Source organism: Kitasatospora sp. GAS204B, assembly GCF_029892155.1.
GTDB lineage: Bacteria > Actinomycetota > Actinomycetes > Streptomycetales > Streptomycetaceae > Kitasatospora.
The window spans coordinates 63,472-86,817 of record NZ_JARZAG010000016.1 but is presented as its reverse complement, the minus strand read 5'-3'; the positions used below and the strand labels follow the sequence as shown (position 1 = coordinate 86,817).

22 protein-coding genes and 1 pseudogene are annotated in these 23,346 nt (G+C 70.6%); 10 read left to right on the top strand and 13 right to left on the bottom strand.

From position 1 onward, the window contains the following. Window positions 1-43 precede the first annotated feature (43 nt). The 3 genes from dnaJ to P3T41_RS22080 all read left to right on the top strand — a co-directional run bounded on the left by dnaJ (window position 44) and on the right by P3T41_RS22080 (window position 2,907). Complete coding sequence (gene dnaJ / locus P3T41_RS22090; RefSeq protein ID WP_280691722.1) at window positions 44-1,189, top strand: molecular chaperone DnaJ; 1,146 nt, start codon at window positions 44-46, stop codon at window positions 1,187-1,189. Between the two features lie 6 nt (window positions 1,190-1,195). After that, complete coding sequence (locus P3T41_RS22085) at window positions 1,196-1,705, top strand: helix-turn-helix transcriptional regulator (RefSeq protein ID WP_280691721.1); 510 nt, start codon at window positions 1,196-1,198, stop codon at window positions 1,703-1,705. Between the two features lie 134 nt (window positions 1,706-1,839). Further along, window positions 1,840-2,907, top strand: a complete 1,068-nt coding sequence (locus P3T41_RS22080) for a helix-turn-helix domain-containing protein (protein WP_280691720.1) — start codon at window positions 1,840-1,842, stop codon at window positions 2,905-2,907. Between the two features lie 54 nt (window positions 2,908-2,961). On the opposite strand, the gene P3T41_RS22075 is transcribed toward P3T41_RS22080, so the two are convergent. Beyond that, the gene (locus tag P3T41_RS22075) at window positions 2,962-3,150 is read right to left on the bottom strand and encodes a hypothetical protein (RefSeq protein ID WP_280691719.1); all 189 of its coding nucleotides are present in this window, start codon (window positions 3,148-3,150) and stop codon (window positions 2,962-2,964) included. A 407-nt stretch (window positions 3,151-3,557) separates the two neighbouring features. On the opposite strand from P3T41_RS22075, the gene P3T41_RS22070 reads away from it, so the two are divergent. Beyond that, on the top strand, window positions 3,558-4,178 hold the full coding sequence (locus tag P3T41_RS22070) for a hypothetical protein (RefSeq protein WP_280691718.1): 621 nt from the start codon (window positions 3,558-3,560) through the stop codon (window positions 4,176-4,178). 36 nt (window positions 4,179-4,214) lie between these two features. Here the strand turns inward: P3T41_RS22070 and P3T41_RS22065 are convergent, their stop codons facing one another. The 6 genes from P3T41_RS22065 to P3T41_RS22040 form a co-directional block, all read right to left on the bottom strand. Beyond that, a complete protein-coding gene (locus P3T41_RS22065; protein WP_280691717.1) occupies window positions 4,215-5,159 on the bottom strand; it encodes a helix-turn-helix domain-containing protein in 945 nt (314 codons plus the stop codon). Next, entirely contained in the window at window positions 5,149-6,093 is a 945-nt protein-coding gene (locus tag P3T41_RS22060) for a helix-turn-helix domain-containing protein (RefSeq protein WP_280691716.1), read from the bottom strand. Before P3T41_RS22060 ends, P3T41_RS22065 begins: the two co-directional genes overlap by 11 nt. After that, complete coding sequence (locus P3T41_RS22055) at window positions 6,090-7,100, bottom strand: LuxR family transcriptional regulator (protein ID WP_280691715.1); 1,011 nt, start codon at window positions 7,098-7,100, stop codon at window positions 6,090-6,092. Before P3T41_RS22055 ends, P3T41_RS22060 begins: the two co-directional genes overlap by 4 nt. A gap of 959 nt (window positions 7,101-8,059) precedes the next feature. Beyond that, complete coding sequence (locus P3T41_RS22050; RefSeq protein ID WP_280691714.1) at window positions 8,060-8,392, bottom strand: hypothetical protein; 333 nt, start codon at window positions 8,390-8,392, stop codon at window positions 8,060-8,062. Window positions 8,393-8,679: 287 nt separating this feature from the next. After that, window positions 8,680-9,693 carry a LuxR C-terminal-related transcriptional regulator gene (locus P3T41_RS22045; RefSeq protein WP_280691713.1) on the bottom strand — a complete coding sequence of 338 codons (1,014 nt, stop codon included), beginning with the start codon at window positions 9,691-9,693 and terminating at the stop codon, window positions 8,680-8,682. 180 nt (window positions 9,694-9,873) lie between these two features. Beyond that, window positions 9,874-10,986 (bottom strand): TDT family transporter, encoded by a 1,113-nt coding sequence (locus P3T41_RS22040; protein WP_280691712.1) that lies wholly within the window; start codon window positions 10,984-10,986, stop codon window positions 9,874-9,876. Window positions 10,987-11,056: 70 nt separating this feature from the next. Here P3T41_RS22040 and P3T41_RS22035 point away from each other — a divergent pair, with 70 nt between their 5' ends. The 4 genes from P3T41_RS22035 to P3T41_RS22020 all read left to right on the top strand — a co-directional run bounded on the left by P3T41_RS22035 (window position 11,057) and on the right by P3T41_RS22020 (window position 15,844). After that, window positions 11,057-11,959 (top strand): LysR family transcriptional regulator, encoded by a 903-nt coding sequence (locus P3T41_RS22035; protein WP_280691711.1) that lies wholly within the window; start codon window positions 11,057-11,059, stop codon window positions 11,957-11,959. 105 nt (window positions 11,960-12,064) lie between these two features. Then, window positions 12,065-14,659 (top strand): ATP-dependent chaperone ClpB, encoded by a 2,595-nt coding sequence (clpB, locus tag P3T41_RS22030; RefSeq protein WP_280691710.1) that lies wholly within the window; start codon window positions 12,065-12,067, stop codon window positions 14,657-14,659. A 184-nt stretch (window positions 14,660-14,843) separates the two neighbouring features. Further along, window positions 14,844-15,404 carry a YbjN domain-containing protein gene (locus P3T41_RS22025; protein ID WP_280691709.1) on the top strand — a complete coding sequence of 187 codons (561 nt, stop codon included), beginning with the start codon at window positions 14,844-14,846 and terminating at the stop codon, window positions 15,402-15,404. Window positions 15,405-15,493: 89 nt separating this feature from the next. Further along, window positions 15,494-15,844 carry a hypothetical protein gene (locus P3T41_RS22020; protein WP_280691708.1) on the top strand — a complete coding sequence of 117 codons (351 nt, stop codon included), beginning with the start codon at window positions 15,494-15,496 and terminating at the stop codon, window positions 15,842-15,844. Window positions 15,845-15,862: 18 nt separating this feature from the next. On the opposite strand, the gene P3T41_RS22015 is transcribed toward P3T41_RS22020, so the two are convergent. The 3 genes from P3T41_RS22015 to P3T41_RS22005 are packed head-to-tail and all read right to left on the bottom strand — an operon-like array spanning window position 15,863 to window position 18,663. Next, window positions 15,863-16,486, bottom strand: coding sequence for a hypothetical protein (locus P3T41_RS22015; protein ID WP_280691707.1), 624 nt, complete (start codon window positions 16,484-16,486; stop codon window positions 15,863-15,865). Further along, complete coding sequence (locus P3T41_RS22010; protein WP_280691706.1) at window positions 16,479-18,230, bottom strand: alpha/beta hydrolase; 1,752 nt, start codon at window positions 18,228-18,230, stop codon at window positions 16,479-16,481. Before P3T41_RS22010 ends, P3T41_RS22015 begins: the two co-directional genes overlap by 8 nt. Before the next feature lie 19 nt (window positions 18,231-18,249). Continuing rightward, entirely contained in the window at window positions 18,250-18,663 is a 414-nt protein-coding gene (locus tag P3T41_RS22005) for a hypothetical protein (RefSeq protein ID WP_280691705.1), read from the bottom strand. Between the two features lie 178 nt (window positions 18,664-18,841). Here P3T41_RS22005 and P3T41_RS22000 point away from each other — a divergent pair, with 178 nt between their 5' ends. Continuing rightward, window positions 18,842-20,011 (top strand): pyridoxal phosphate-dependent aminotransferase, encoded by a 1,170-nt coding sequence (locus P3T41_RS22000; protein ID WP_280691704.1) that lies wholly within the window; start codon window positions 18,842-18,844, stop codon window positions 20,009-20,011. 27 nt (window positions 20,012-20,038) lie between these two features. Here P3T41_RS22000 and P3T41_RS21995 read toward each other — a convergent pair whose 3' ends face one another. After that, complete coding sequence (locus P3T41_RS21995; RefSeq protein ID WP_280691703.1) at window positions 20,039-20,470, bottom strand: hypothetical protein; 432 nt, start codon at window positions 20,468-20,470, stop codon at window positions 20,039-20,041. A 158-nt stretch (window positions 20,471-20,628) separates the two neighbouring features. Continuing rightward, window positions 20,629-21,882, bottom strand: coding sequence for a DNA sulfur modification protein DndB (locus tag P3T41_RS21990; protein ID WP_280691702.1), 1,254 nt, complete (start codon window positions 21,880-21,882; stop codon window positions 20,629-20,631). A 392-nt stretch (window positions 21,883-22,274) separates the two neighbouring features. On the opposite strand from P3T41_RS21990, the pseudogene P3T41_RS21985 reads away from it, so the two are divergent. Next, window positions 22,275-22,709, top strand: a pseudogene (locus P3T41_RS21985) (aminotransferase class I/II-fold pyridoxal phosphate-dependent enzyme); the annotation flags it as partial. Window positions 22,710-22,754: 45 nt separating this feature from the next. On the opposite strand, the gene P3T41_RS21980 reads toward P3T41_RS21985, so the two are convergent. Further along, window positions 22,755-23,243 carry a hypothetical protein gene (locus tag P3T41_RS21980; RefSeq protein ID WP_280691701.1) on the bottom strand — a complete coding sequence of 163 codons (489 nt, stop codon included), beginning with the start codon at window positions 23,241-23,243 and terminating at the stop codon, window positions 22,755-22,757. Window positions 23,244-23,346 lie beyond the last annotated feature (103 nt).

Here is a 23,346-nt window from a genome sequence, read left to right as displayed (position 1 = left end):
TCCGCAGCGCCGTATCGACCCATCCCGGGAGGTGGCAGCAGCCATGAGCACGAAGGACTACGTGGAGAAGGACTACTACAAGGTCCTCGGCGTGCCCAAGGACGCCACCACCGCGGAGATCAAGAAGACGTACCGCAAGCTCGCCCGCGAGTTCCACCCGGACGCGAACAAGGGCGACGCCAAGGCGGAGGACCGCTTCAAGGACATCTCCGAGGCCTATGACGTCCTGTCGGACGAGAAGCGCCGCAAGGAGTACGACGAGGCCCGCAGCCTCTTCGGGGCCGGCGGGATGCGCTCGGGCGGCCCGGGCACCAACGGCTACGGCTTCGACTTCGGCGACCTGTTCACCGGCTCGCAGACGAGCGGCGGCGGCATCGGCGACGTCTTCGGCGGCCTGTTCAACCGCGGCGGCCGGCAGGCCCAGCCGCGGCGCGGCGCGGACGTGGAGACCGAGGTCACCCTCAGCTTCGACGAGGCGGTGGACGGCGCCACCGTCCCGCTGCGGATGACCAGCCAGGCCGCCTGCCGGGCCTGTTCGGGCACCGGTGCCAAGGCCGGCACCACGCCCCGGGTCTGCCCGACCTGCGTCGGCGCCGGCACGGTCAGCCGGGGCCAGGGCGCGTTCGCGCTCTCCGACCCGTGCCGCGACTGCAAGGGCCGCGGCATGATCGTCGACGACCCGTGCACCGAGTGCCACGGCAGCGGACGCGCCAGCTCGGCCCGCACCATGCAGGTGCGGATCCCGGCCGGGGTGCAGGACGCCCAGCGGATCCGGCTCAAGGGCAAGGGTGCCCAAGGAGAGCGCGGCGGCCAGCCCGGCGACCTCTACGTCACGGTGCACGTCAGCACCCACCCGGTCTTCGGCCGCAAGGGCGACAACCTCACGGTGACCGTCCCGGTCTCCTTCCCCGAAGCCGCGCTGGGCGGCACCATCGAGGTACCGACCCTGAACGGCCCCGCCGTGAAACTGCGGCTCCCGGCCGGCAGCGCCAACGGCCTGACCCTGCGGGCCCGCGGCAAGGGTGCCACCCGCAAGGACGGCACTCGGGGCGACCTGCTGGTCACCGTCGAGGTGACGGTCCCTCAGGAGACCAGCGGCGAGGCCCTGAGCGCACTGGAGCAGTACCGCGACGCGACCGCATCCGAGGACCCGCGAGCCGCCCTCTTCAAGGCGGCGGAGGGAGCGTGACCTGACATGAACCCCCCCGACTCCATCGGCGTAGGCCTGGGCGAGGGCCTGCCCGGCGGCCCCACCCCCCGTACCCGCCGGGCGGCCCAGCCGGGCACCGGCTACGTGCTCACCGAGGAGACCCCGGTCTACGTGATCTCGGTGGCCGCCGAGCTCTCCGGCCTGCACCCGCAGACCCTGCGCCAGTACGACCGCCTCGGCCTGGTCTGCCCGGACCGCACCGGTGGCGGCGGCCGGCGCTACTCGGCCCGGGACATCCAGCAGTTGCGCGAGGTCCAGCGTCTCTCCCAGGACGAGGGCATCAACCTGGCCGGCATCAAGCGGATCATCGAGCTGGAGAACCAGGTGGCCGCCCTGCAGTCACGGGTCGCCGAGCTGGCGGCCGCGGTGGACGGCGCCGGTGCCGCGCTGCAGGCCCGGGAAGCTGCCGTGCACGCCTCGTACCGGCGGGACCTGGTGCCGTACCAGCCGGCCCAGCAGTCGAGCGCGCTGGTGGTGTGGCGGCCGCGGCGGTAGTCCGGTAGCCGGAGAAGCGGAACGGGCGGGAGCGTTTGGTACCCATCGGATGGTGGGGTGCCAAGCGCTCCCGCGCTTGCGTAGAGTGCTGCCAGCCGAATGAGCGGTCGATTTCCCGAGAGGGGGAGCCAAGGGTGAGTTCGACGGGCGGGGGCGAGGTGGAGAAGGAGCACACCGACTTCGTGTCCGCCGAGGCAAGAGCCCGCTACCTTGAGGTGATTGCGGCAGGGGGGAGCGTCGAGGTTAGCGAAGCCGATCTGGGCGGGCCGTACACGGAACTGGCCGGGCTCGGTCTATTGGTTATCAGCCAAGGAAAACCGTCACTCGTCACCGCCACAGATCCGAACCGGCTGGCCAATCGGCTCGGTTCAGCGTGGCAGAAGCAGGCCCTTTCTCTGCTCACCCAGGCCATTGCACTCCCCAGCGCCATGCGGGAACTGGGCCAGGCTTATCAGTCGCTCGATCAGCAACCGCACCGCGGCGGGCCGGTGGAGCACATCCACGGCCTGGTCGAGATCGGCCAGCGGCTCAGCGCGTTGATCGACGGCGCGCAGCGCGAGATCGTCACCGCACAGCCGGGCGGCAGCCGACGCCAGTCGAATGTCAATGAGGCCGCGCTGGAGGAGGACCTGTCACTCATCCGACGCGGCGTCGCCCGACGGGTCCTCTACCACCCGAGCGCCAGATACTCGGCACCTGCACGGCACTACGTCGAGCGCATAACCGAGGAGGGCGGCGAGGTGCGGACGTTGGAGGAGCCGTTCACCCGGCTGTTCATCATCGACCGCCGAGTGGCCGTGATACCGGTCCAGGGAGACCTGGAGAAGGCCGCGTTCGTCAGCGACCAGGCGATCGTCGCCTACATGCTGGACTCGTTCGAGCGGATGTGGGAGCGGTCGAGCGTGTTCCCAGGGGCCACCGAGGTACCGCCGGAGGTCATCTCCCGCATGCGCACCAATATCCTGCGCATGATGGTCCAGGGCGTGGGGCACCGGGTGATCGCCCGCAACCTCGGCATCAGCGAACGGACGCTGGCCAGGCACATTGCCGACTTCCGCGAGGAGTACGGCTCGGAGACCCTCTTTCAGCTCGGCTGGCGGATGGCGCTGAGCACGCCCAGCAGCCTCTACGGCGAGGACGGTGAGGACGGCGAGCAGACCGGGGACGAGCCCACGCTTCTCCCGGACGCCGCCGGGCACTGAGCAGCGCGAACCTGCGGACAGCCGGGTACCACCACGTCGGCGGCCGACTCCGTGTCAGCCGTGCCAGACGAGGTCTTCGGGTGACATGGCGAGCGCACTGACGGTCACGCTCCGGTCGCTGCGCCCCAAGTCGGCGGCCTTCGGGCCGGCTGCCTGAACCGAAGCAATGGCCGGTACCAACAGCGCCGCACCAACTGCAGCCGTCACCAGCAGGCGAATCCTGGGTCGAGGTGCACGACGCATTCGGTGCCTCCTTGTCATGAACCTGATATAACGGACGCCTTGACGTCTGCCATGCCCTCGCGGATAGACGCGAACAAGTGTTTATCAAAGCCACACTCCGACTCCGAGGCAAGTGCAGACATCAACTCACCCGTGTCATCGTGCTGCCAGGCATAAATATGACAGCTGTTTGTCGGAGCGCTTGCGCCTCCTCGGACGTCGGTGTCATCCAAGCGCCAGTCAGGGAGATGACACACCGGTTCTGTGGACGGCATGTGCCGCCAACGGTGACGATCAGTGGGCAGACGGATTTCGAGCATCCCCGGCTCCGAAGCGGTGTCAGCGACCGCCTCGCCCGTCTCGCATCCCCCGCTTGACCTGCTGAGACCACACTCCGCAGGCTCGTCCACTTCCCCGGAGCCATCGCCATGAGTGAGCCGTACATGCGCCAGCACGCAGCCCAGGCCCCCGAAGGCCGCCGGGCCCGTGTCTTCCTCGCCGCACCGCTCATGCGGCTGACCGGTCCGGCCGACAGCGTCGTCACGCTCGCCAGCCGGACCCGGCTGACCGCCCTGCGCAGCTCGCTGCTGCACAGCGGCGCGGCCGTGTTCAGCGCGCACCACAGCGACGCCTGGACGGTGGAGGGGCGGACGCCGGAGCCGCGGGTTCCGTCCGACTTCCGCGCGATGCAGACCGCCGACCTGGTCTTCGCCTACGTCGGCTCGCCGCTGTCGGCCGGCGTCTCGCTGGAGCTCGGCTGGGGCTCGGCGCTGCGCAAGCCGATCGTGCTGCTGGTGGACGAGGCGATCACGCACAACCCGCTGATCGCCACCATCGAGCAGGTCGCCCCGGTGCTGCCGCTGGTCTTCGACGACAGCTGGTCGCAGGAGAGCCTGCGGCACATCGTGGAGACCGCCCTGGACTGGGCCGGCATGGCGCTCTCGCTGCGCGAAGGATTCTGGACCGCGCCCGGTGAGCAGTTCAAGCCGATCCCCGCCTCCCGGGGTTCGTACGACCCCTGGCCGAACACCGGCGCGGCCACCGGCTGAGCGGCCACCGGCTGGGTCGGCCCCTGGGATCGACGCTCACTCAGCCGCGCCACCCTGCATCTGCCAGCCCAACTGGAAAAGGGTCCGCGCGTCGTAGCGCTCCCGCAACCGGGCGATCTGCGCCGCCACCGTCCGCTCGCTCAGCCCCAACCTCGTCGCGATCGCCCGCTGGGTCAGGCCCCGCGCCAGCAGCTCCACCAACGGGCCGTCGCTGATCGCCTCGGGCTCGTCCCAGTGCACCCGCTCCGCCCGCGCCCAGTCCCGCTCAAAGGTCTCCACCACGACCTCGACCAGCACCGGGTCCTCGATGAACGAAGCGATAGCGGGGTCCCCGTACCCGGCGACCACCGCCACCTTGCGGTCGAAGACCATCACCCGGCGGAAGTCCTCGTCCAGTATCCGAATCCGGTGCCCCAGACTGGTCGCGTAGGCCGCGTACGCCGCCGTACCGGGATCCGTACGGGCCCCGGGCTGGTAGATCACGTGGAGGAAGAGACCGCGCGAAGCCGTCTCCCGCGCGTCCTTGCCGGCCTGCGGCAACATGTAGGCCGGTCTGGCCCCACCTGGCTGCATCACGAGGATCTCCCGGGTGCAATCCTGTGCCAGTTGCTGCACCACCCGCTGGGTGTACGTGTGCACGTCCGACTGCCGAATCGCGACTGCGCCGGTCGACGGCCTGGACGAGCGATCGTAGGCATCGGTCAACTCGGCCAGGGCGGCCGGTAGCTCGCGGGCCCGCTCGAACAGCTCCAGCCCGCTGGTCCGCAAGTCCTCGCGCAGGCGCTCGCCAACCGCACGCGGGCTCGCTACGGTCCAACTCCGGTCACTGATCGCCGTCACCAGCCCGACCGATGACAGCTGCTCCAACAGCGGCAGCTCCTCGGGACTCAGCCCATCGGTCGTGAACTCACCGCCTTCACCTACCAGCCGCAGGTACAGCTCCCGCGCCGCGCCATCCGGCACCGACCGCTCAGCGTTCACCGCTGCCACCCCCCATCTGCCACCCCAGTTGGAACTGCGTCCGCGCGTCGTGGCGTTCCCGCAGCCGGGAGATCTGCGCCGCCACCGTCCGCTCGCTCAACCCCAACCGCGTCGCGATCGCCCGCTGGGTCAGGCCCTCGGCCAGCAGCCGCACCAGCGGACCGTCCGCCGGCGAATCGTCCCAACGGACCTGTGCCGCCCGGGCCCAGTCCCGCTCGAACTGGTCGACCACCACGCCCACCAGCAGCGGGTCCTCGATGAACGTCGCCGTCCAGTGCCCCGCGCCGGCGCAGACGACGGCCACCTCGCGGTCGAAGACGACCACCCGCTGGAACGGCTCGTCCAGCACCCGCAGGCGCGTGCCGAGCCGGCTGACGTGCGCCGCGTAGTCCCTGATCACCGGGTCCCGCTCGGCCTCGGGCTGGTACAGGACGCGCATCCGCACGCCGCGGGCGGACAGCTCGCGGGCCGCCCGCTCGGCCTGCTCCGCGAGCTGCGGGGTCCGGCGCACCCCGGGCTGCGCCGCCAGGACCTCGTGCTCGCACTCGCGGCCCAACTGGTCCAGCCGCTGCTGGATCTGCGGCAGGTCGTCCAGGTGCCGGAGCAGACCGCGGGCCGCGCCGCCGGCCTGCGGCGTGCGGTCGTAGGCACGGGCCAGGTCGGCGAGCGCGGCTGACGACTCGTCGGCGCGGGCCAGCAGCTCCGATCCCGCCGCGCGCAGTTCGGCGCTGAGCCGGGCGGCCGCGGTGCGCGGGTCGACCACGGTCCAGAAGAGCGCGTCCTGCTGCCTGAGCACCAGCCCGGCCGCCCGCAGCTGCTCCAGGGCGGCCAACTCGTCGCTCGCGAGCTCGGTCAGCCGGAACAGGCCGCCGGCCGCCAGCAACCGCAGGTAGAGCGCCCGCCCTCGGGCATCCAGCACCACCGGCGGCCTCACGCCTGCCGTCCCTCCCCGGCCGCCGCGCGCATCAGCCAGCCCAGCTGGAACAGCGTCTCGGCGTCGTACAGCTCGCGCAGCCGGGAGATGTGGCCGGCCACGGTGCGCTCGCTCAGGCCGAGGCGGGTGGCGACCATGCGCTGGGTCAGGCCCTGCGAGAGCAGGCGGCCGACCTGGGCGTGGACCGGCTGGCCGACGGCCTCGGGCGCGGTGCTCCACTGGACCGGTTCGCCGCGCTGCCAGTCGCGTTCGAACATGCCGACCAGGAAGGCGACCACCGCCGGGTCCTCGACCACCGCGGCGCTGGCGTAGTCCGGGCCGGCGGGGATCACCGCGGTGGTGCGATCGAAGATGATCATCCGCTTGAACGACTCGCCCAGCACCCGGAACCGGACGCCCAGTTCGGTGGCGGCCAGCACGTAGCTGATGGTCGGGCCGTCGCTGCGGGCGCCGGGCTCGTAGAGCGCGCGGATGCCGCCGCCGCGGGCCAGGAAGACCTCGCAGCGGTTGATCGCCTCGCGCACCAGCTTTGCGGGGAGGGGGCCGCCGGGCTGGGCGGAGAGGACCTCCTCGCGTCCCTCGGCGGCCAGCCGGTCGAGCAGCACCCGGATCTCCTCGGCACCGTGCAGGTGCCGCACCTCGCCGGAGCGGTCGACCTTGCGGGGCGTCAGGTCGTAGGCCCGGGTGAGATCCTCCAGCAGGGCGGGCATCTCCTGGGCCTGGACCAGCAGTCGGGTGCCGGCCGAGCGCAGTTCCTCGCTGAGCCGGCCGCCGACCGCACGCGGGTTCACCGCGGTGTAGCCGCCCCGTTCCGGCTCGGCGGTGAGCAGGCCGAGGTCGAGCAGTTCCCGTACCGACGCCTGGTCGGCGGAGCCGACCTCGGCCATCGCGAGCCGGCCGCCCTCGCCGAGGATCGCCAGGTAGAGCGCCCGCGCCGCCTCACCGGGCAGCGGCGGGCCGGCCACCGCGCCGCCGGTACCGTCCGCCGATCCGTCCGCCTCGGTCATCTCGCGCGCTCCCCCGGTTCGTGGTTCGTCTGCCCGTGCTGCTGATGCTGCCGGCGCTGCTCGGGCCACTCCTGCCGCTCGGGCCACTCCTGCCGCTGGTCGTCCACCGGCTCGGCCGCCGTCCGCAACGGCCGGCCATGCTGAAGAGGGTCCGCACGGTGTTCCGGTTCCACGGCGCGGCGATCCGGTCGGCCACCGGCGCGGGGCGCTCAGGGCGGCGGGCGCCGGCAGGGCGGCGGGAGTTGGCAGCTCGGCGGGAGTTGGCAGCTCGGCGGGGGACGACACCGCGGCAGGCGCCGTCGACGCTCGGCGCGGGCACGGCGTCCCGCGGCTGCGCCGTCGCGTCGGCCACCCCGTCCCTCCCGCGCGCTGGACCGGCAGCGGTCGAACGACCGCACGGTGCGCATCATCTCATCAGGAGTGGGGCACGACGGTGCCCGGGTAACCGAAAGGGCCCGGGGACCGTGGTCCCGGGCTACCCGCCCCCGTGCGGGGCAGCCCGGTGGTCCTCGGGCAGCGGATCCGGCCCGGAGCCAGGGACGCGCGGTCTCCTGTGCTCCGGGCGGATCCACTTCCATGACGCCAAATCCGAGGTGCTTCCAGCGAGGCGGAGCAGCAACGCCTCGCTGGTACCGGGCCCGGTCGCCATCACCACATATGGCTGACCACCCGGCGCCCGTCGGTTCCCCGCTCAGATACTTCTGCCCCTGTGCGAGGAGGACGGACGAGACACCACCGACGGGCTGCGGTTGCCCGGGCGGCTTGGCGTGCTCACAGCCTCACAGCGCGCGCTCTTCCAAACAAGGTTGTTTCTCCTTCAAGTTCCCGCAACTGCACGAACGTGCAGAATCGGGCCAGGAAAGTCCGTCCACACACCGCTGAGCTGGGACGATGAGAGAACGTTCGGTCTCTCCCGGGTGCCGGCCCGCACCGTGATCAGGTGCGCGGCACGCGGTGCCTCAGTGCAGCGCGACCCGCCCGTTCGAACCGCGGACCGCGCCGTCCAGGGCGTCGGCGCCCTTCACCCTGACGTACGGCGACAGCCGGGTGGCCGCCAGCGCGCGGTGGGTGAGCGAATGGTCGTCGGCCCAGACCTCGGAGCCCAGCTCGACCAGCCGGGCGAGTTCCGGGATGCCGTCCGAGACGGCGGCGAAGACGCCGTCCTCGACCAGGTAGAGGATCACCCGATCACCGGCCTCGGCCAGCGAGACGGCCTCGCGCAGGAAGCGACCGGCCCCGGGCTTTCCCCAGACCGCCTGACTCTCCACCAGCACGTGCGAGCGTCTGGACATCGCGTACTTCCTCCCCGTCGTGCCCCGATGGGGAGGCCGACACCGCGCACCACACCGCGCGGAGCCCCCGTTCGCCGCCCCGACGGATCCCTGATCGCTCATCAGATCCGCTTGCGGTCCCCCGACTTCGGCGCATCGAAGCCAAGGGTCCAACCTTCAGGCTGGCCCAGCATGCGGGCAGGCGACAAGGCGCCGACCGGTGCGCGTTCCCGCAGCTGCGTGATCGTGCAGCTCGCCCACACCCCCCGACCGGCTCATCCGGACGCGTGCGACTCCCCTGCCTCGCGTCACCCCGTCCCGATCGGCCGCCCGTTCGGCCGCCGCTCGCCCGCGCCCCGCATCAGCCAGCCGAGTTGGAACAGCGTCTCCGCCTCGTACTCCTGGCGCAGCCGGCCGATGTGCGCCGCGACGGTGCGCTCGCTCAGGCCCAGCCGGCCCGCGATGCCGCGCCGGCTCAGGCCGCCGGCCAGCAGCCGGGCGATCCGGTCGGCGACCACGCCGCCGTCCGGGACGGCGTGCGCCGAGCCCCAGGCCACCCGCTGGGCCCGCCGCCAGTCCCGCTCGAAGAGCTCCACCAGCAGCTCCACCGCGGTGGCGTCGGTGATGAAGGCGGCGCTGCCCATGTCGGCGGAGGCCGGGATCACCGCCACCGTGCGGTCGAAGATCAGCATCCGCTGGAAGTCCTCGTCCAGCACCCGGATCCGCGCTCCGTGCGGAGTGACGGCGGCGGCGTACGCGCTGGTCGCCGGGTCGGTACGGGCCACCGGCTGGTAGAGCGTGCGCATCGCGCCGCCGTCGCGCAGGAACGGCACGTCCTGGGCCATCGCCCAGGCCAGGTGGTCCGGCGGGCGGTCGCCGCCGGGCTGCGCGGTGAGGATCTCGGTCTCGGTGTCGGCGACCAGCTGGGCGATCCGGTGCCGGATGCTGTCCCGGTCCTGGACCGTCTCCACCGCGCCGGTGCGGTCGATCCGGCGCGGCGCGGTGTCGTAGGCCTGGGCCAACTCGTCCAGCAGGGTGGGCAGCTCGTCGGCCTGTCGCAGCAGGCCGACCGCCCGGTCGCGCAGCTGGCCGGCGGCCCGGCCGAGGAAGGCCCGCGGGCTCACCGCGGAGTAGAAGGTGCCGCCGGGCAGGCCGCGGACCAGGCCGACGTCCAGCAGGCGGGTCAGCGCGGCCTCGTCGGCCGGCCGGACCTCGGCGGACTTCACCCAGCCGCCCTCGGCCACCACCGCGAGGTACAGCGCGCGGGCGGCCGGATCGAGCGCCAGATCGGCCGACCGGCAGCCGGGCTCGACCCGTGACATCGCCACCACTCCCCCTCGGGCCATCCCTGACGCTTCGGTGCGTCACCTCGGGTTGACTGTCCGCTGCCATACTGCCAGCCGGATTCGGCGGAAGCGAGGACGGGTGAGGGGGGCTGAGGGTGGGTCAGCGGCCGGCCGGTACTGCGGGACCGGGCACGGCGAATCCACGCGGACCGCCGGTCACGCCGCCCGCAGCAGCCGCCCGCCGGTCAGCGCCACCACCGTCCGCACTCCGGCCACCGCCCAGGCCACCACCAGCAGCGCGAACAGCCCGACCGACAGCCAGCCGAAGCCCGCGAAGCCGGTGTGCCGGGCCAGACCGGCCGCGCCGGTCACGCAGGTGCCGACCGGGAAGGTGAAGGCCCACCAGGTCATCGCGAACGGCATCCGCTCGCGGCGCAGCGCACGCAGGTTGGCGGTGGCCGCGATCAGCAGCCAGAGCACCGCGAAGCCGATCATCGCGATCCCGTAGAGCACCGCGAAGCCGAGCGCCGCGGTGGCCAGCTTCGGCGCCACCGGGTTCGCGGCGTCGGCCAGGTTGCCGACCGCGGTGGTGGACTGGCCGAGCGGCCCGAGCACCAGGAAGAGCGAGGGGGTCAGCAGGACCGTCGGCAGCTTGCTGTGCACCAGACCGGCGAAGACCACCGGCAGCAGCACCAGGACGGCCAGCAGGCTGGCGCCGAAGAGCGCGTAGCAGCCGTAGAAGAGCCCCGGGCGCAGCGCGGCCGGCAGGTGCGGCAGCAGCGCCGGGCCGAGCGCGGCCGACACCATCGGGGCGACCACCGGCAGCAGCCAGGTCGGGTTGGCCCGCAGCGCCGACAGCTCGTGCCGGGTGACCATCAGGTACGGGATGCCGGCGGCCACCAGCACCCCGTAGAGGGTGCCGAGCGTCCAGAGCAGCAGGTCCAGCGCCACCGCGGGCCCGGTGCCGATCACCCGCGAGCCGACCACCAGCGTGCCGAAGCCGACCGCCAGCAGCGCCATCGGCGGGCAGCCGTAGAAGACGGCGGTGGCCGGGTTCTCCAGCAGCTGCTCGCGGGCCGCCGCCCGGTGCCGGGTCAGGTGCACCAGCCGGGCCGCCAGCAGGACCAGCAGCGCGGCCAGCGCCAGCGCCCAGACCGCCTCGGCGAAGAGCAGCTGACCCGGCACCCGGTAGGGCAGCGCGACCGCGCCGTTGGCCACGATCGCGGTGCCCATCACGGCGGCGTACCAGTTCGGGCCGAGCTGCCCGAGGTCCCAGCCGGGGCGGACGGCGGCTGCTGGCAGGGGGCGGGGAGCGGTGAGAGTGGCCATGGCTCCACTCTGTTCGGCCCCCGGGTGCGCCGGTAGCCGTCCGCGATCTATGAGGACATAACCTGGCCCTATGGCTCTCTCTCCCCGAGTCCCCGAGCTGAGCGCCCTGGAACTGCTGCTCGCGGTGGACCGGCACGGCAGCGTCGGGCGGGCCGCCGCCGAGCTGGGCATCAGCCAGCCGGCCGCCAGCGCACGGATCAAGGGCATGGAGCGGCAGCTCGGCGTCGCCCTGCTGGACCGCTCCCCGCGCGGCTCCCGGCCCACCCCGGCCGGGCTGCTGGTGGTCGACTGGGCCCGCCGCGTGGTGGAGGCCGCCGAGGCGCTGGACGCGGCGATCGACGCGCTGCGCGAGCGGCGCGACGCCCGGCTGCGGGTGGTGGCCAGCCTGACCGTCGCCGAGTACCTGATGCCCGGCTGGCTGCTGGCGCTGGCGGCCGCCCGCCCGGCCACCGCGGTCACCCTGCGGACCGCCAACTCCACCGCGGTGGCCGAGCAGTTGCTGGCGGGCGAGGCGGACCTCGGCTTCGTCGAGGGCAGCCGCACCCCGCGGGGCCTGACCGGAGCGGTGGTCGGCGCCGACCGGCTGGTGCTCGTGGTGGCCCCCACCCACGCGTGGGCCCGGCGCCGCACCCCGGTCACCGCCGCCGAGCTGGCCGCCACCCCGCTGGTGCTGCGCGAGCTGGGTTCCGGCACCCGAGAGGTGCTGGACCGCGCGCTCGGCGCGGCCGGGGTCAGTGCCACCCCGCTGCTCGAACTGGCCTCCAGCACCGCGCTGAAGGCCGCCGCGATGAGCGGCTCGGGCCCGGTCTGCCTGAGCGAGCTGGCGGTGGCCGACGAGCTGGCCACCCGGCGCCTGGTCGAGGTGCCACTGGCCGGCCTCGACCTGCACCGCCCGCTGCGCGCCGTCTGGCCGGCCGGCACCCGCCCGACCGGGCCGGCTCGGGACCTGCTCACCTTTACGCGGAAAACCTGAGCGCGCTAGACTCAACTTAGCTGCCTTGCCTGAACTGATGGCGGCGTGCGCCAAACCTGAATACACACCCGCCCGACTGCACAGGAGGAGTACCGACCAGTGGCCATGGACGCGAGCAAGTTCACCACCAAGACCCAGGAAGCCCTGTCCGCCGCGATCCGGCAGGCCGGCGGCGCGGGAAACCCGGACGTCAGGCCGGTGCACATCCTGCTCGCCCTGCTGGAGCAGCCCGAGGGCATCGCCCGGCCGCTGCTGGAGGCCGTCGGGGCGGACACCGCCCAGCTGCTGGCCGGCGCCCGCCAGCAGCTCCGCGCGCTGCCCAGCGCCCAGGGCTCCACGGTCGCGGCCCCGCAGCTGGGCCGCGACACGCTGGCCGTCCTGGAGGACGCCGGGCGCCGGGCCGAGCAACTGGACGACGCCTACGTCTCCACCGAGCACCTGCTGGTCGGCCTGGCCGCCGAGGGCGGCGCGGTGGTCGAACTGCTGACCCGCCAGGGCGCCACCCCCAAGGCGCTGCTCGCCGCCTTCGCCGAGGTGCGCGGGTCCGGCAAGGTGACCTCGCCGGACCCGGAGAGCACCTACAAGGCGCTGGAGAAGTACGGCACCGACCTCACCCAGGCCGCCCGGGACGGCAAGCTCGACCCGGTGATCGGCCGGGACCAGGAGATCCGCCGGGTCGTCCAGGTGCTCTCCCGCCGTACCAAGAACAACCCGGTGCTGATCGGCGAGCCCGGCGTGGGCAAGACCGCCGTGGTCGAGGGCCTGGCCCAGCGGATCGTGGCCGGCGACGTTCCCGAGTCGCTGCGCGGCAAGCGGCTGGTCGCGCTGGACCTGAGCGCGATGGTGGCCGGGGCCAAGTTCCGCGGTGAGTTCGAGGAGCGGCTGAAGGCCGTGCTGAACGACATCAAGCAGAGCGACGGCCAGGTGATCACCTTCATCGACGAGCTGCACACCATGGTCGGCGCGGGCGCCGGCGGCGACTCGGCGATGGACGCGGGCAACATGCTCAAGCCGATGCTGGCCCGCGGCGAGCTGCGGATGGTCGGCGCCACCACGCTGGACGAGTACCGCGAGCGGATCGAGAAGGACCCGGCGCTGGAGCGGCGCTTCCAGCAGGTACTGGTCGGCGAACCCAGCGTCGAGGACACCATCGCGATCCTGCGCGGCCTCAAGGGCCGCTACGAGGCGCACCACAAGGTGCAGATCGCGGACGCCGCGCTGGTCGCCGCCGCCACCCTCTCCGACCGCTACATCACCGCCCGCTTCCTGCCCGACAAGGCGATCGACCTGGTCGACGAGGCCGCCTCCCAGCTGCGGATGGAGATCGACTCCTCGCCGGTCGAGATCGACGAGCTGCAGCGCTCGGTCGACCGGCTGCGGATGGAGGAGATGGCGCTGGAGAAGGAGTCGGATCCCGCTTCGGTGGACCGGCTCGCCAAGCTGCGCTTCGACCTGGCGGACAAGCAGGAGCAGCTCAGCGGCCTGACCGCGCGCTGGGAGCAGGAGAAGAAGAGCCTCAACCGGGTCGGCGCGCTCAAGGAGCGCCTCGACGGGCTGCAGAGCGCCCTGGAACGGGCCCAGCGGGACGGCGAGTTCGAGCAGGCGTCCAAGCTGATGTACGCCGAGATCCCGGCCGCCGAGCAGGAGTTGGCCGAGGCCCAGGCCAAGGCCGCCGACCAGGACGCCAGCGCCTCGATGGTCAAGGAGGAGGTCGGCCCGGACGACGTCGCCGACGTGGTCGCCTCCTGGACCGGCATCCCGGCCGGGCGGCTGCTGGAGGGCGAGAGCGCCAAGCTGCTGCGGATGGAGGAGGAGCTGGGCAAGCGCCTGATCGGCCAGCAGACCGCCGTGCGGGCCGTCGCGGACGCGGTGCGCCGCACCCGGGCCGGCATCGCCGACCCGGACCGCCCCACCGGCTCCTTCCTCTTCCTCGGCCCCACCGGTGTCGGCAAGACCGAACTCGCCAAGGCGCTGGCCGACTTCCTCTTCGACGACGAGCACGCCATGGTCCGGATCGACATGAGCGAGTACGGCGAGAAGCACTCGGTCTCGCGGCTGGTCGGCGCCCCGCCCGGCTACGTCGGCTACGAGGAGGGCGGCCAGCTCACCGAGGCCGTGCGGCGCCGCCCGTACAGCGTGGTGCTGCTCGACGAGGTGGAGAAGGCCCACCCGGAGGTCTTCGACGTGCTGCTCCAGGTGCTGGACGACGGCCGGCTCACCGACGGCCAGGGCCGCACGGTGGACTTCCGCAACGCGATCCTGATCCTCACCTCCAACCTGGGCTCCCAGTACCTGGTCGACCCGACCGTGCCGGAGGCCGCGAAGAAGGAGCTGGTGCTGGAGAACGTCCGCTCCGCCTTCAAGCCGGAGTTCCTCAACCGGCTGGACGACATCGTGGTCTTCGACCCGCTGGGCAGCGAGGAGCTGAGCCGGATCGTCGACCTCCAGGTGGCCAGGCTGGCCGCCCGGCTGCGCGACCGGCGGCTCACCCTGGACGTCACCCCGGCGGCTCGGGACTGGCTGTCACTGACCGGCTACGACCCGGCGTACGGGGCCCGGCCGCTGCGCCGCCTGGTCCAGTCGGCGATCGGCGACCAGCTGGCCAAGGCGATCCTCTCCGGCCAGGTGCGGGACGGGGAGACGGTGCGGGTGGACCGTGACGAGGCGAACGACCGGTTGACCGTGGCCTCGGTCGGCTGACGGCGTCCTCGGCGGACCGGCCGCGCAGGGCTGTCCCGTCCCGGGCCTCGGCGCGAGCCGGCGACGGCCTCGGTGCGAGCCGAGGACAGCCTGTGCCCGAGGCCCGGGATGAGGCAGGATGGAGACATGGAAGGGCGGCCCCCGATCACCAGCCACCCTCGTGCACATGTGAAAGGGACCTCCCGTGAGTGTTGACCCGTCGTCGATCCCGTTCTTCGGCGCGCCCCAGCCGTCCCAGCCGGGCGGGCAGCCTGGCGATCGACCGGCCGGTCCCCCGCCGATCGTGGTCCCGAACCAGGAGCTGGTCACGCAGCTGCTGGACCAGATGCAGCTCAAGCACGTGGTGGACGAGGAGGGCGACCTCACCGCTCCCTGGGAGGGCTTCCGCGTCTACTACATGTTCCGCGGCGACAACAAGGAGCTCTTCGCGGTCCGCTCCTTCTACGACCGCTCGTACCCCTTGGAGCAGAAGGCCGAGATCCTCGACCTGATCGACGAGTGGAACCGCGAGACCCTGTGGCCCAAGGTCTACACGCACACCCAGGAGGACGGCGTGGTGCGGCTGATCGGTGAGTCGCAGATGATCATCGCCAACGGTGTCAACCTGGACTACTTCGTCACCACCACCGCCAACTGGACCCAGGCCGCCGTGGGCTTCGAGCAGTGGATGGTCGAGCGGCTCGGCCTGCAGCAGGAGGTCGACGGCGACGGCGACACGGACGCCCCCGAGGGCGACGAGGACTGAGCCCGAACCCCGCACGCAGCACCACCTCCCGGCCCGGCCCGCTCTCCCAGCAGGCCGGGCCGGGCCCGTCTCCGCCCGAGGAGCCACCCATGCGCCTGCTCCCCATCGACCGCGCCGAACACCTGATCGCCCGCTTCTCCAGCACCGGGGCCTACGCCACCCGGCTCGCCGTCGGGACCGGGTCCTACCACCTGACCTGCCTGAGCATCGGCCCCGGCGGCACCATCGGCACCCACCCCGCCCCGGTCGAGCAACTCTTCCTGGTGATCGCCGGCGAGGGATGGATCAGCGGCCCGGACGCCGTGCGGCTCCCGATCAGCGCGGGCACGGCCGTCCTCTGGTCAGCCGGCGAGGAGCACACCTCGGGCACCGACACCCACCTCACCGTCCTCGCCCTGGAGGGCGCGGGGCTGAACGTCTTCGAGCACGAGGACTACTGACCGGCGCCGTGGCTGTCGTCAGTGGGACCAGTACGGGTCCTCGACCACGCCCCAGCCGACGCCGACCGTGGGCCCGGCCGGCCGCGTGTTCGGCAAGTCCCCCTCGTCCCAAGAGGACTTCACCCAGTCCACGCCGACCATGACATCAGCGCTGGCATGGTTCGGATGCCCCAGGGTCACCGTGATCTGTGCGCCTGCGGGCGACGTGGCGGACAACACGGGCTGCTGATCGCCGCCCATCGTCGTCTCCGTCTTGGCGTGGATGTCGGTGTACCCGTGGCTTCTCCAGTACTTCTCCTCCTGAGCCCTGAATTCCGCGAACTTGGCCGGCACGATGTTGGTGAGCACGAACTGCTCGCGGCTGTAGGTCGCGTAACCGGTCTTGTGCAGTTTGAGGTCGAACCCGTACGAGGCATGTGGGCTCGCGTGGTAAGAACCCTCGCTGGCCGAGGACAGCGGCGGATTGATGGCACCGAGGGAGCCGTCCACCGCCGAATCGAGCGCAGTCAGCGCAGCCGCCTCGGAGACTGACGGGTGGTCATTGATCAGCCAGCAACCGCCGCCGAGCAGGGCTACCAGCACTAGCACGACCACCAGAGCCCAGGTCCGCTTGCGGCGCTTCTTCTCGCGGCCCTCACGCATGGTTGGCCGACTCCAGCTGCACGGAGCCGTAGTTCCCGATGACGATATTGCCGATGTTCGGCAGCGAGGGCCCACCCCGCTGAGGCGTCAGGTACGCGGTGTGGTTGTCTCCGGTCAGCCCGCCGATGGTGCCGGTGGGGACGGTGAAGTTGTTCCCTCCCCATGAGGAGTCGTGGGGGTCGGCGGGGCCCAACCCGGCAGGAGTACCCGAGGTGATGAGGTGGACCGGGTCCAAGGGCGACGTACCCACCCACACATGACCGTTCATATGAAGATCCGCTGCATGCGCCACGGGAACGCCCGGGCTTCCGGTCAGAACCAGGTCGTCGGGCGCTCTGTAGGTCCCGGGCTGATCGGCCGCCAGTTTCGCCGACTCGGTGGCGAGGTACGAGCCGTAGCTGTCACCCATTGAGGTCACATGCGGCGGCGCGCCCTGGTGGGTATCCCGGATTCCGGTGAGGAACTGGGCGTAGGTGGGTGCGCCGGCGTCCGCCGCTCCGGTGTCCATACCGCCCGTGAGAGAAGACGGCGGATCGTAGTTGAGCCAGACGATCGACGCGGTCGCATTCGGATCGCCACCGTTCAAGTCCTTCGCCGTCTTCCAGACGTTCAGGGCGTTGTCCGCCTCGTTCTCACCAGGCGTCTGGTCCGGTGTCATGGGGCGCAGCGAGTCGAGCGTGGTCGTCACTCCGGGAACGTAGGCGCTGACGTTCTTCGCCGTGTCCGGGTTCCCGAAGGAAAGGATCGCGCGCCCCTGGCCCTGCGTGCCGATGCCGAGTAGGTAGTCCCTGGGATGGTTGGACGGATCCGTGGCGTAGGCCTGGTCATCCGCGGTCAGCCGGTCCTGGATGTGGTTGTACTGGTCCAGTTGGCCCTGCAGCGCGTCGTCCTTCTGCTTCCACTCGGTGTACGCCTCGGTCTGGATCGGGAAACCGCCGGAGACCAGCCCGTCGAACATCGGCGGCTGCGGGCCGAGCCCGTCGATCTGCGCCTGGAGGTTGGTCCGGATCTGGGTCAGGCCGAGGCGGTTGGCCTGGTCCCGGGCAGCGCTGGGGACGCCGTCGAGGTTGCCGATGTCCTGCGGGTGGTTGTTGATCAGGTCCTGCTGCTCGGCGGGCGTCAAGCCGTTCCACCAGGCCTTGACGGCCGCCGGGTCACTGCCCTGCTGGGGAATGTTCTCCCGGTTGTTCTCGGTCTGCTGGTCGGCCCCGGCGGTGGCACTGTCAAGCCCGGTACCGTTGACGGCGTTGTCGGTGAAGTGCTTCAGCCGCGCGGCGATCAGCTGGTCGGCCTGGTCCGCCTCGGCGAGCGCGGCGCTGATCCGGGAGCCGATGTCCGACGCCTTCGTCTGTGCCGTCGGGCCCGCGTAGGTAGCCGACGAGGGATCGTTGTCCCAGGTCATGCTGCCGTCCGGGTTGACGGTGAAGTGCGCGGCCTGGGCGTCGTCCAGCGCCTGCACCAGCTGCGCCTGGGCCAGCGCGAACGACTTCTCCGCGTCGCCCAAGGTCGTGCCGACCAGGTTCAATTCGTCGTGGGCGGCCTGCAGCTTGCTGGTGAAGGCGGCGAGATCGGCCCGCACCTGCACGGCCGTGCTGCCGGTCCACTGCGCCTTGTCCAGGCCGCCCGTCACCTGGCTCCGCCAGTCGTCGACGTGCTGGCCGAACGCCGTGACCAGTCGGCCATAGGCACTCTGAGCACCCGTCAGGGCGACCAGATCGGCATTCTTGAGGGTAGCGATGTCCATACCTGTTCTCCCCGTCGCGCTACTGCTTCAGCGCGGCGCCGCGCGCGCCGCCGACCACTGTCCCGAAGGGATCCCCGCCCCCGACCGGACCCGGGCCCGGAGCCGCCCCGCTCGAGGAGCTCACGGCCAGCATGGTGCCGGCCGCACTCTGGTCGCTCTGCTGGTACCCCTGTGCCATCTGGATCAGCTTGCCGCCGTAAGCACCCATGTCACTGGCCAGACCGTCGATCAACTTCTGCCAGTCGTAGGTGCAGTCGTGCAGGGCGCCTGCGGTGGCCCACCCGGCCAGCCCGCTCGACGCCTGGTCGCTCGGCTGGAGAATTCCCTGGCTCTCACCGGGAATCTGCCCGGCTATGCCCTGCGCGCTCTGGCCCGAAGTCGTCAACTGGTCCGGGCTCACCGAGAAGCCCCCGCCGTCATTCGATACCGCCACTGGCCCCCGGTCCCCCTTCGCGCGGTGTGATCGTCACATCGCTCCCGGCACCCTAGTCTGCCGGGGACACTCATGGCGTGCTCCGGCCGGCGACACCGCTCCTCAGACCGGCCGCAGGCTTGTCACCGTGCAGGCACCATCAGATGATGGGCCCAACTACGAAGCGTGAGGAGCCCGGATGAGCGCCAGGCCGCTGCTGAACCGTCGCCTGGCGGGGATGGGAACGACGATCTTCGCGGAGATGTCGGCGCTCGCCACCGCCACCGGCTCGATCAACCTCGGCCAGGGCTTCCCCGACACCGACGGCCCCGCCGAGATCGCCCAGGCCGCCGCCGACGCGGTCCTGAACGGTCGCGGCAACCAGTACCCGCCCGGCCCCGGCATCCCCGAGCTGCGCACCGCCATCGCCGAACACCAGCAGCGCTTCTACGGCCTCGGCTACGACCCCGACACCGAGGTCCTGGTCACCGCCGGCGCCACCGAGGCCATCGCCGCCTCGCTGCTCGCCCTCCTCGAACCCGGTGACGAGGTGATCGCCTTCGAGCCGTTCTACGACTCCTACGCCGCCTGCATCGCCATGGCCGGCGCCGTCCGCGTCCCGCTGACGCTGCGTCAGCCCGCCTTCCGCCCCGACCTCGACGAGCTGCGCTCCCTCATCACCCCGCGCACCCGCCTGCTCCTGCTCAACACCCCGCACAACCCCACCGGCACCGTGCTGCACCCCGACGAGCTGCGCACCATCGCCCAACTCGCCGTCGAGCACGACCTGCTGGTCATCACCGACGAGGTCTACGAACACCTCGTCTTCACCGGCACCCACCACCCCATCGCCGCCCTGCCCGGCATGCGCGAACGCACCGTCTCGATCTCCTCGGCCGGCAAGACCTTCTCCTTCACGGGCTGGAAGGTCGGCTGGGTCACCGCCACGCCGGAGTTGGTCGCCGCCGTCCGCACCGCGAAGCAGTACCTGACGTACGTCTCCGCCGGCCCGTTCCAGTACGCCGTCGCCGAGGCCCTGCGGCTGCCCGACAGCTACTTCGAGGAGTTCCGCACCGATCTGCGGCGCAAGCGCGACCTGCTCGCTGACGGACTCTCAGCTGCGGGATTCCAGGTGTTCGCCCCCGAGGGCACGTACTTCATCACCACCGACATCACCCCGCTCGGCGAGAAGGACGGCATCGAGTTCTGCCGCTCCCTGCCCGAACGCTGCGGGGTCGTCGCGATCCCCAACGTCGTCTTCTACGACAACGTGGATGCCGGCCGCAGCCTCGTCCGGTTCACGTTCTGCAAGAAGGACGAGGTACTGCTGGAGGCAGTCTCCCGCCTCCAGCAGCTCAGTATGGTCTGACGCTAAGTCAGCCAGGCTCCGGGCGCATCAGCGCTGAAGGATATGGAACAGCCCCTTGAACGCGTCCCGGACGCGACCCTGCTGCTCCATCCAATCCTTGTAATGGCGAAGGGGCTCATCCGTGTCGGATGCATGAACACCGGAGAGGATGATGAACTCCTCAAACAGCTCGACGACCGCCTTCAGCGCCTTCGCAAGCTCACCAGTTGAAGCCCGGTCGGCAGCTGCAACGAGCGGCAGCCGCGACTGCTCGGCCCGCACGAGGTCGCCCGGGGAGATCGGGAGTTGCTGGCTGCCCGCCATCTCCGTGAAGACCTCATGAGCGTCCTCCGCGCGCTTCAGGTCCCCCTCGCTCTTGGCGCGCGACAGCTGCAGCCGACCCGTACACACCGCCCAGACGACGCCGATGATCGTCGCTATGCCCGCAAGCCCACCGACGATAGCCAGGGTCAGGGTCATGGTCCCCCCAGATTGATTTGTGTGATCACGCCACCATCTCGCGGCGACGCTGGGACACTACATCAGAAGTGCGGGGGTCAACAAAAAGCGAGGGGATGGATCCGTGAGGATCCATCCCAGACGTGATGGCTATCTCTAGTCGATACCCGAGCGTCGAGCTACTCGGTCTGCTGACCTCGGATCCGCCCGTACCGCTCGGAGCTCTCGTCCTCCAGCGCCGTCGCCGTCCGGGAACCTGAGTCCTTCACCCCACCTGCCAGCGAGAACGTCCCGCGCGCAGTCTCCTTTCCGATGATTCCCTCCCAATATCGGGCATCCCTGGACCATTTGACGTCGGACAGCAGCTCGAGCAGCTCATCGAGACTCCGCCTGGGCCCGTCGCTCCAGGGCATCGAGCGATGCGCAACGGCACCCAGGGCAGCGAAGACCGCAGGTGCCGCGATGACGGTGCGCAGTCGAGTGGCGAAGGCGTCACCGAATCGCGAAAAGATCACGGTAAGCGCCTCGGAAATCGCCTTCCCTGCCACCTCCTCCTCACATCCTTCAGGCAGCTCGAAAATAGAACCGCTGGTCTTCTCGAATCCAGACCTGCCAAAAATCGCCGTGATAACGAATGACCTGAGCGTGGAAAGCGTCATCCATTCGGAGTCCACCGCCTTTAGCTGGCGCTGCCGCAGCGAAACCAGTTTCTCCAGTGGAATCTGCTCGCTGCTACCGGGCGGCGTGACCACCACCTGCTTAAGCAAGGCGAGCGTGACACTCGTAGCAATATTTGCCGAATCGGCCGTCAAGGCGACATTCTTGTTTGGAATTACGCCCAGGAGATTCCGATCGTGGAAAATCTGACGGGCCGAGACGAGATCTATGTTGTGGTAGATCTCCACACCGACCGTACGCGCCATCACCTGCTGCGCCGTGACGCCGTGCGCCTCAGGATCCTGGATGAGAAGGTAGTGCGCAAGGTGCTGGGTCTCGGCATCGACCAAGACACCGGCGATACCAAGTGGCAGGTACACCACCTTGTCCGTCTCGAACGCGCTCTTCAGCCTGACTACCTTCAGGCCTTTCTCGATCCAGAGAGCGAACGGCGGCGTCGCCCACCGATCCTCTCGCTCACCAAGAATTACCTTGGCAATATACCGCGCATAGTCCTTGGCATTTTCCCATTTTGCGCCGGTCTTAATGTCACGTTGGACCCCATTGCGAATCTCGACCTGTCGCCGTTCGTCGGCTGACAGATACTTGAGTTCCCTCGAATCCTCGGCCCGCCGGGGATCGGGGACAATTCGCGCCAGCTGCCCCCATTGCATGGTGGTCATCAGTCGAGTGGGAGTCAGTTCCAGTGCACGAAACGGATCGCCATTGCTTCGGTCGATCTCGTCAACGAACGAAGAAGTCGTCTGATCGGCCATGTACTCCCCTTGTTCATCGTGGAACCCCAGGAGCCGTCTGCCGTTCCGGGGCCCGTACGCGTCCCGGGAAGCGTAGCAATCTGCAGGACGCTCACCAAAACTGCGGGCAGATTCCAAGGACACCCCGGCCCCGCGGCCCCAGGATGCCCTCGATCGCCTGTCGGGATCGCTCCGGGTTTGCGACCAAGGTACTCAGACGGACTCCAGACCGGGTGGGTCCTTCGTCTTCGGCACTGGCCTACCCCTAGTCCGATGACGAAGCCGCACGGAGTCCACGCCGGTCCAGCCGTCGTCCACCTGGGATATCCGACAGCAGCTGGCCACCGGTCGGCCAGCGGAGGCCCGCAGGTCAGGGCTCTTTCGCTGGGCACGAAGGAGTGTACGAACGCGGAGTCGGCTGGGTCAGCGCCACACCGGAGTTGGTCGCCGCCGTCCGCACCGCGAAGCAGTACCTGACATACGTCTCCGCCGGCCCGTTCCAATACGCCGTCGCCGAGGCCCTGCGGCTGCCCGACAGCTACTTCGAGCAGTTCCGCACCGACCTGCGGCGCAAGCGCGACCTGCTCGCTGACGGACTCTCAGCCGCCGGCTTCCAGGTGTTCGCCCCCGAGGGCACATATTTCATCACCACCGACATCACCCCGCTCGGCGAGAAGGACGGCATCGAGTTCTGCCGTGCCCTCCCCGAACGCTGCGGGGTCGTCGCGATCCCCAACGTCGTCTTCTACGACAACGTGGATGCCGGCCGCAGCCTCGTCCGCTTCACGTTCTGCAAGAAGGACGAGGTACTGCGGGACGCCGTCACCCGCCTCCAGGAACTCCGAGCGACCGCCGTGTCGGCGGCGGCCGCAGCCACCGCTCGACGGGCAGCCCTACGACAGTGCGTCGTAGTACCCCGTCGAACCGGTCAGTACCGCCTGGAAGTACAGCGGTTCGTCGTCGGTGTCCAGCTCGACCTCGTGCCCCGCCACCCGGGTGAGGCCGAGGGAGAGCTTGGGCACGAGCCAGTAGCCGGGCTCGTCGTGCACGAGGGGCAGGTCCAAGTCCGCCAGCAGCTGGACGAATTGGCGGGCGGGGGTGCGGAATACATCGATGCCGCGGAAGCGGACCGTGATCCGCTCGGGACCGGGCCGGGGGATCCACACCTCTGCCGCACCGAGCGTCATGCCGTCCTCGAGGTGGAAGACGATCTCGAACTGCGGATGCAGGGCGAGCACCTTCATGGACTTGAACCGCGCCGCGGACCCCTCGTCGGAGACCTTGACCCGGCCCAACCGCGCGGCCGCCTCCTTCAGGGCCGCCGCCGGCATGCCCAGAGGGAACCCGGTGATGCCGTGCGGTGGATCCAGGTCGATGTCCATGGCCGGCAGTCTAGGAGCCGGCCGCAGGCCCGTGGCCACCGGCAAAAGTCCGGGTTCTGTGACAGTCGCCGCGCCGGTGCGACGACTTGGCCGGTCATCGCGT

Coding starts and splice junctions, on each gene's coding strand:
- dnaJ (WP_280691722.1), top strand. CDS start 44: ATGAGCACGAAGGACTACGTGGAGAAGGACTACTACAAGGTCCTCGGC.
- P3T41_RS22085 (WP_280691721.1), top strand. CDS start 1,196: ATGAACCCCCCCGACTCCATCGGCGTAGGCCTGGGCGAGGGCCTGCCC.
- P3T41_RS22075 (WP_280691719.1), bottom strand. CDS start 3,150: ATGCGTCGTGCACCTCGACCCAGGATTCGCCTGCTGGTGACGGCTGCA.
- P3T41_RS22070 (WP_280691718.1), top strand. CDS start 3,558: ATGAGTGAGCCGTACATGCGCCAGCACGCAGCCCAGGCCCCCGAAGGC.
- P3T41_RS22055 (WP_280691715.1), bottom strand. CDS start 7,100: ATGACCGAGGCGGACGGATCGGCGGACGGTACCGGCGGCGCGGTGGCC.
- P3T41_RS22050 (WP_280691714.1), bottom strand. CDS start 8,392: ATGTCCAGACGCTCGCACGTGCTGGTGGAGAGTCAGGCGGTCTGGGGA.
- P3T41_RS22045 (WP_280691713.1), bottom strand. CDS start 9,693: ATGTCACGGGTCGAGCCCGGCTGCCGGTCGGCCGATCTGGCGCTCGAT.
- P3T41_RS22040 (WP_280691712.1), bottom strand. CDS start 10,986: ATGGCCACTCTCACCGCTCCCCGCCCCCTGCCAGCAGCCGCCGTCCGC.
- P3T41_RS22035 (WP_280691711.1), top strand. CDS start 11,057: ATGGCTCTCTCTCCCCGAGTCCCCGAGCTGAGCGCCCTGGAACTGCTG.
- clpB (WP_280691710.1), top strand. CDS start 12,065: ATGGACGCGAGCAAGTTCACCACCAAGACCCAGGAAGCCCTGTCCGCC.
- P3T41_RS22020 (WP_280691708.1), top strand. CDS start 15,494: ATGCGCCTGCTCCCCATCGACCGCGCCGAACACCTGATCGCCCGCTTC.
- P3T41_RS22015 (WP_280691707.1), bottom strand. CDS start 16,486: ATGCGTGAGGGCCGCGAGAAGAAGCGCCGCAAGCGGACCTGGGCTCTG.
- P3T41_RS22010 (WP_280691706.1), bottom strand. CDS start 18,230: ATGGACATCGCTACCCTCAAGAATGCCGATCTGGTCGCCCTGACGGGT.
- P3T41_RS22000 (WP_280691704.1), top strand. CDS start 18,842: ATGAGCGCCAGGCCGCTGCTGAACCGTCGCCTGGCGGGGATGGGAACG.
- P3T41_RS21995 (WP_280691703.1), bottom strand. CDS start 20,470: ATGACCCTGACCCTGGCTATCGTCGGTGGGCTTGCGGGCATAGCGACG.
- P3T41_RS21990 (WP_280691702.1), bottom strand. CDS start 21,882: ATGGCCGATCAGACGACTTCTTCGTTCGTTGACGAGATCGACCGAAGC.
- P3T41_RS21980 (WP_280691701.1), bottom strand. CDS start 23,243: ATGGACATCGACCTGGATCCACCGCACGGCATCACCGGGTTCCCTCTG.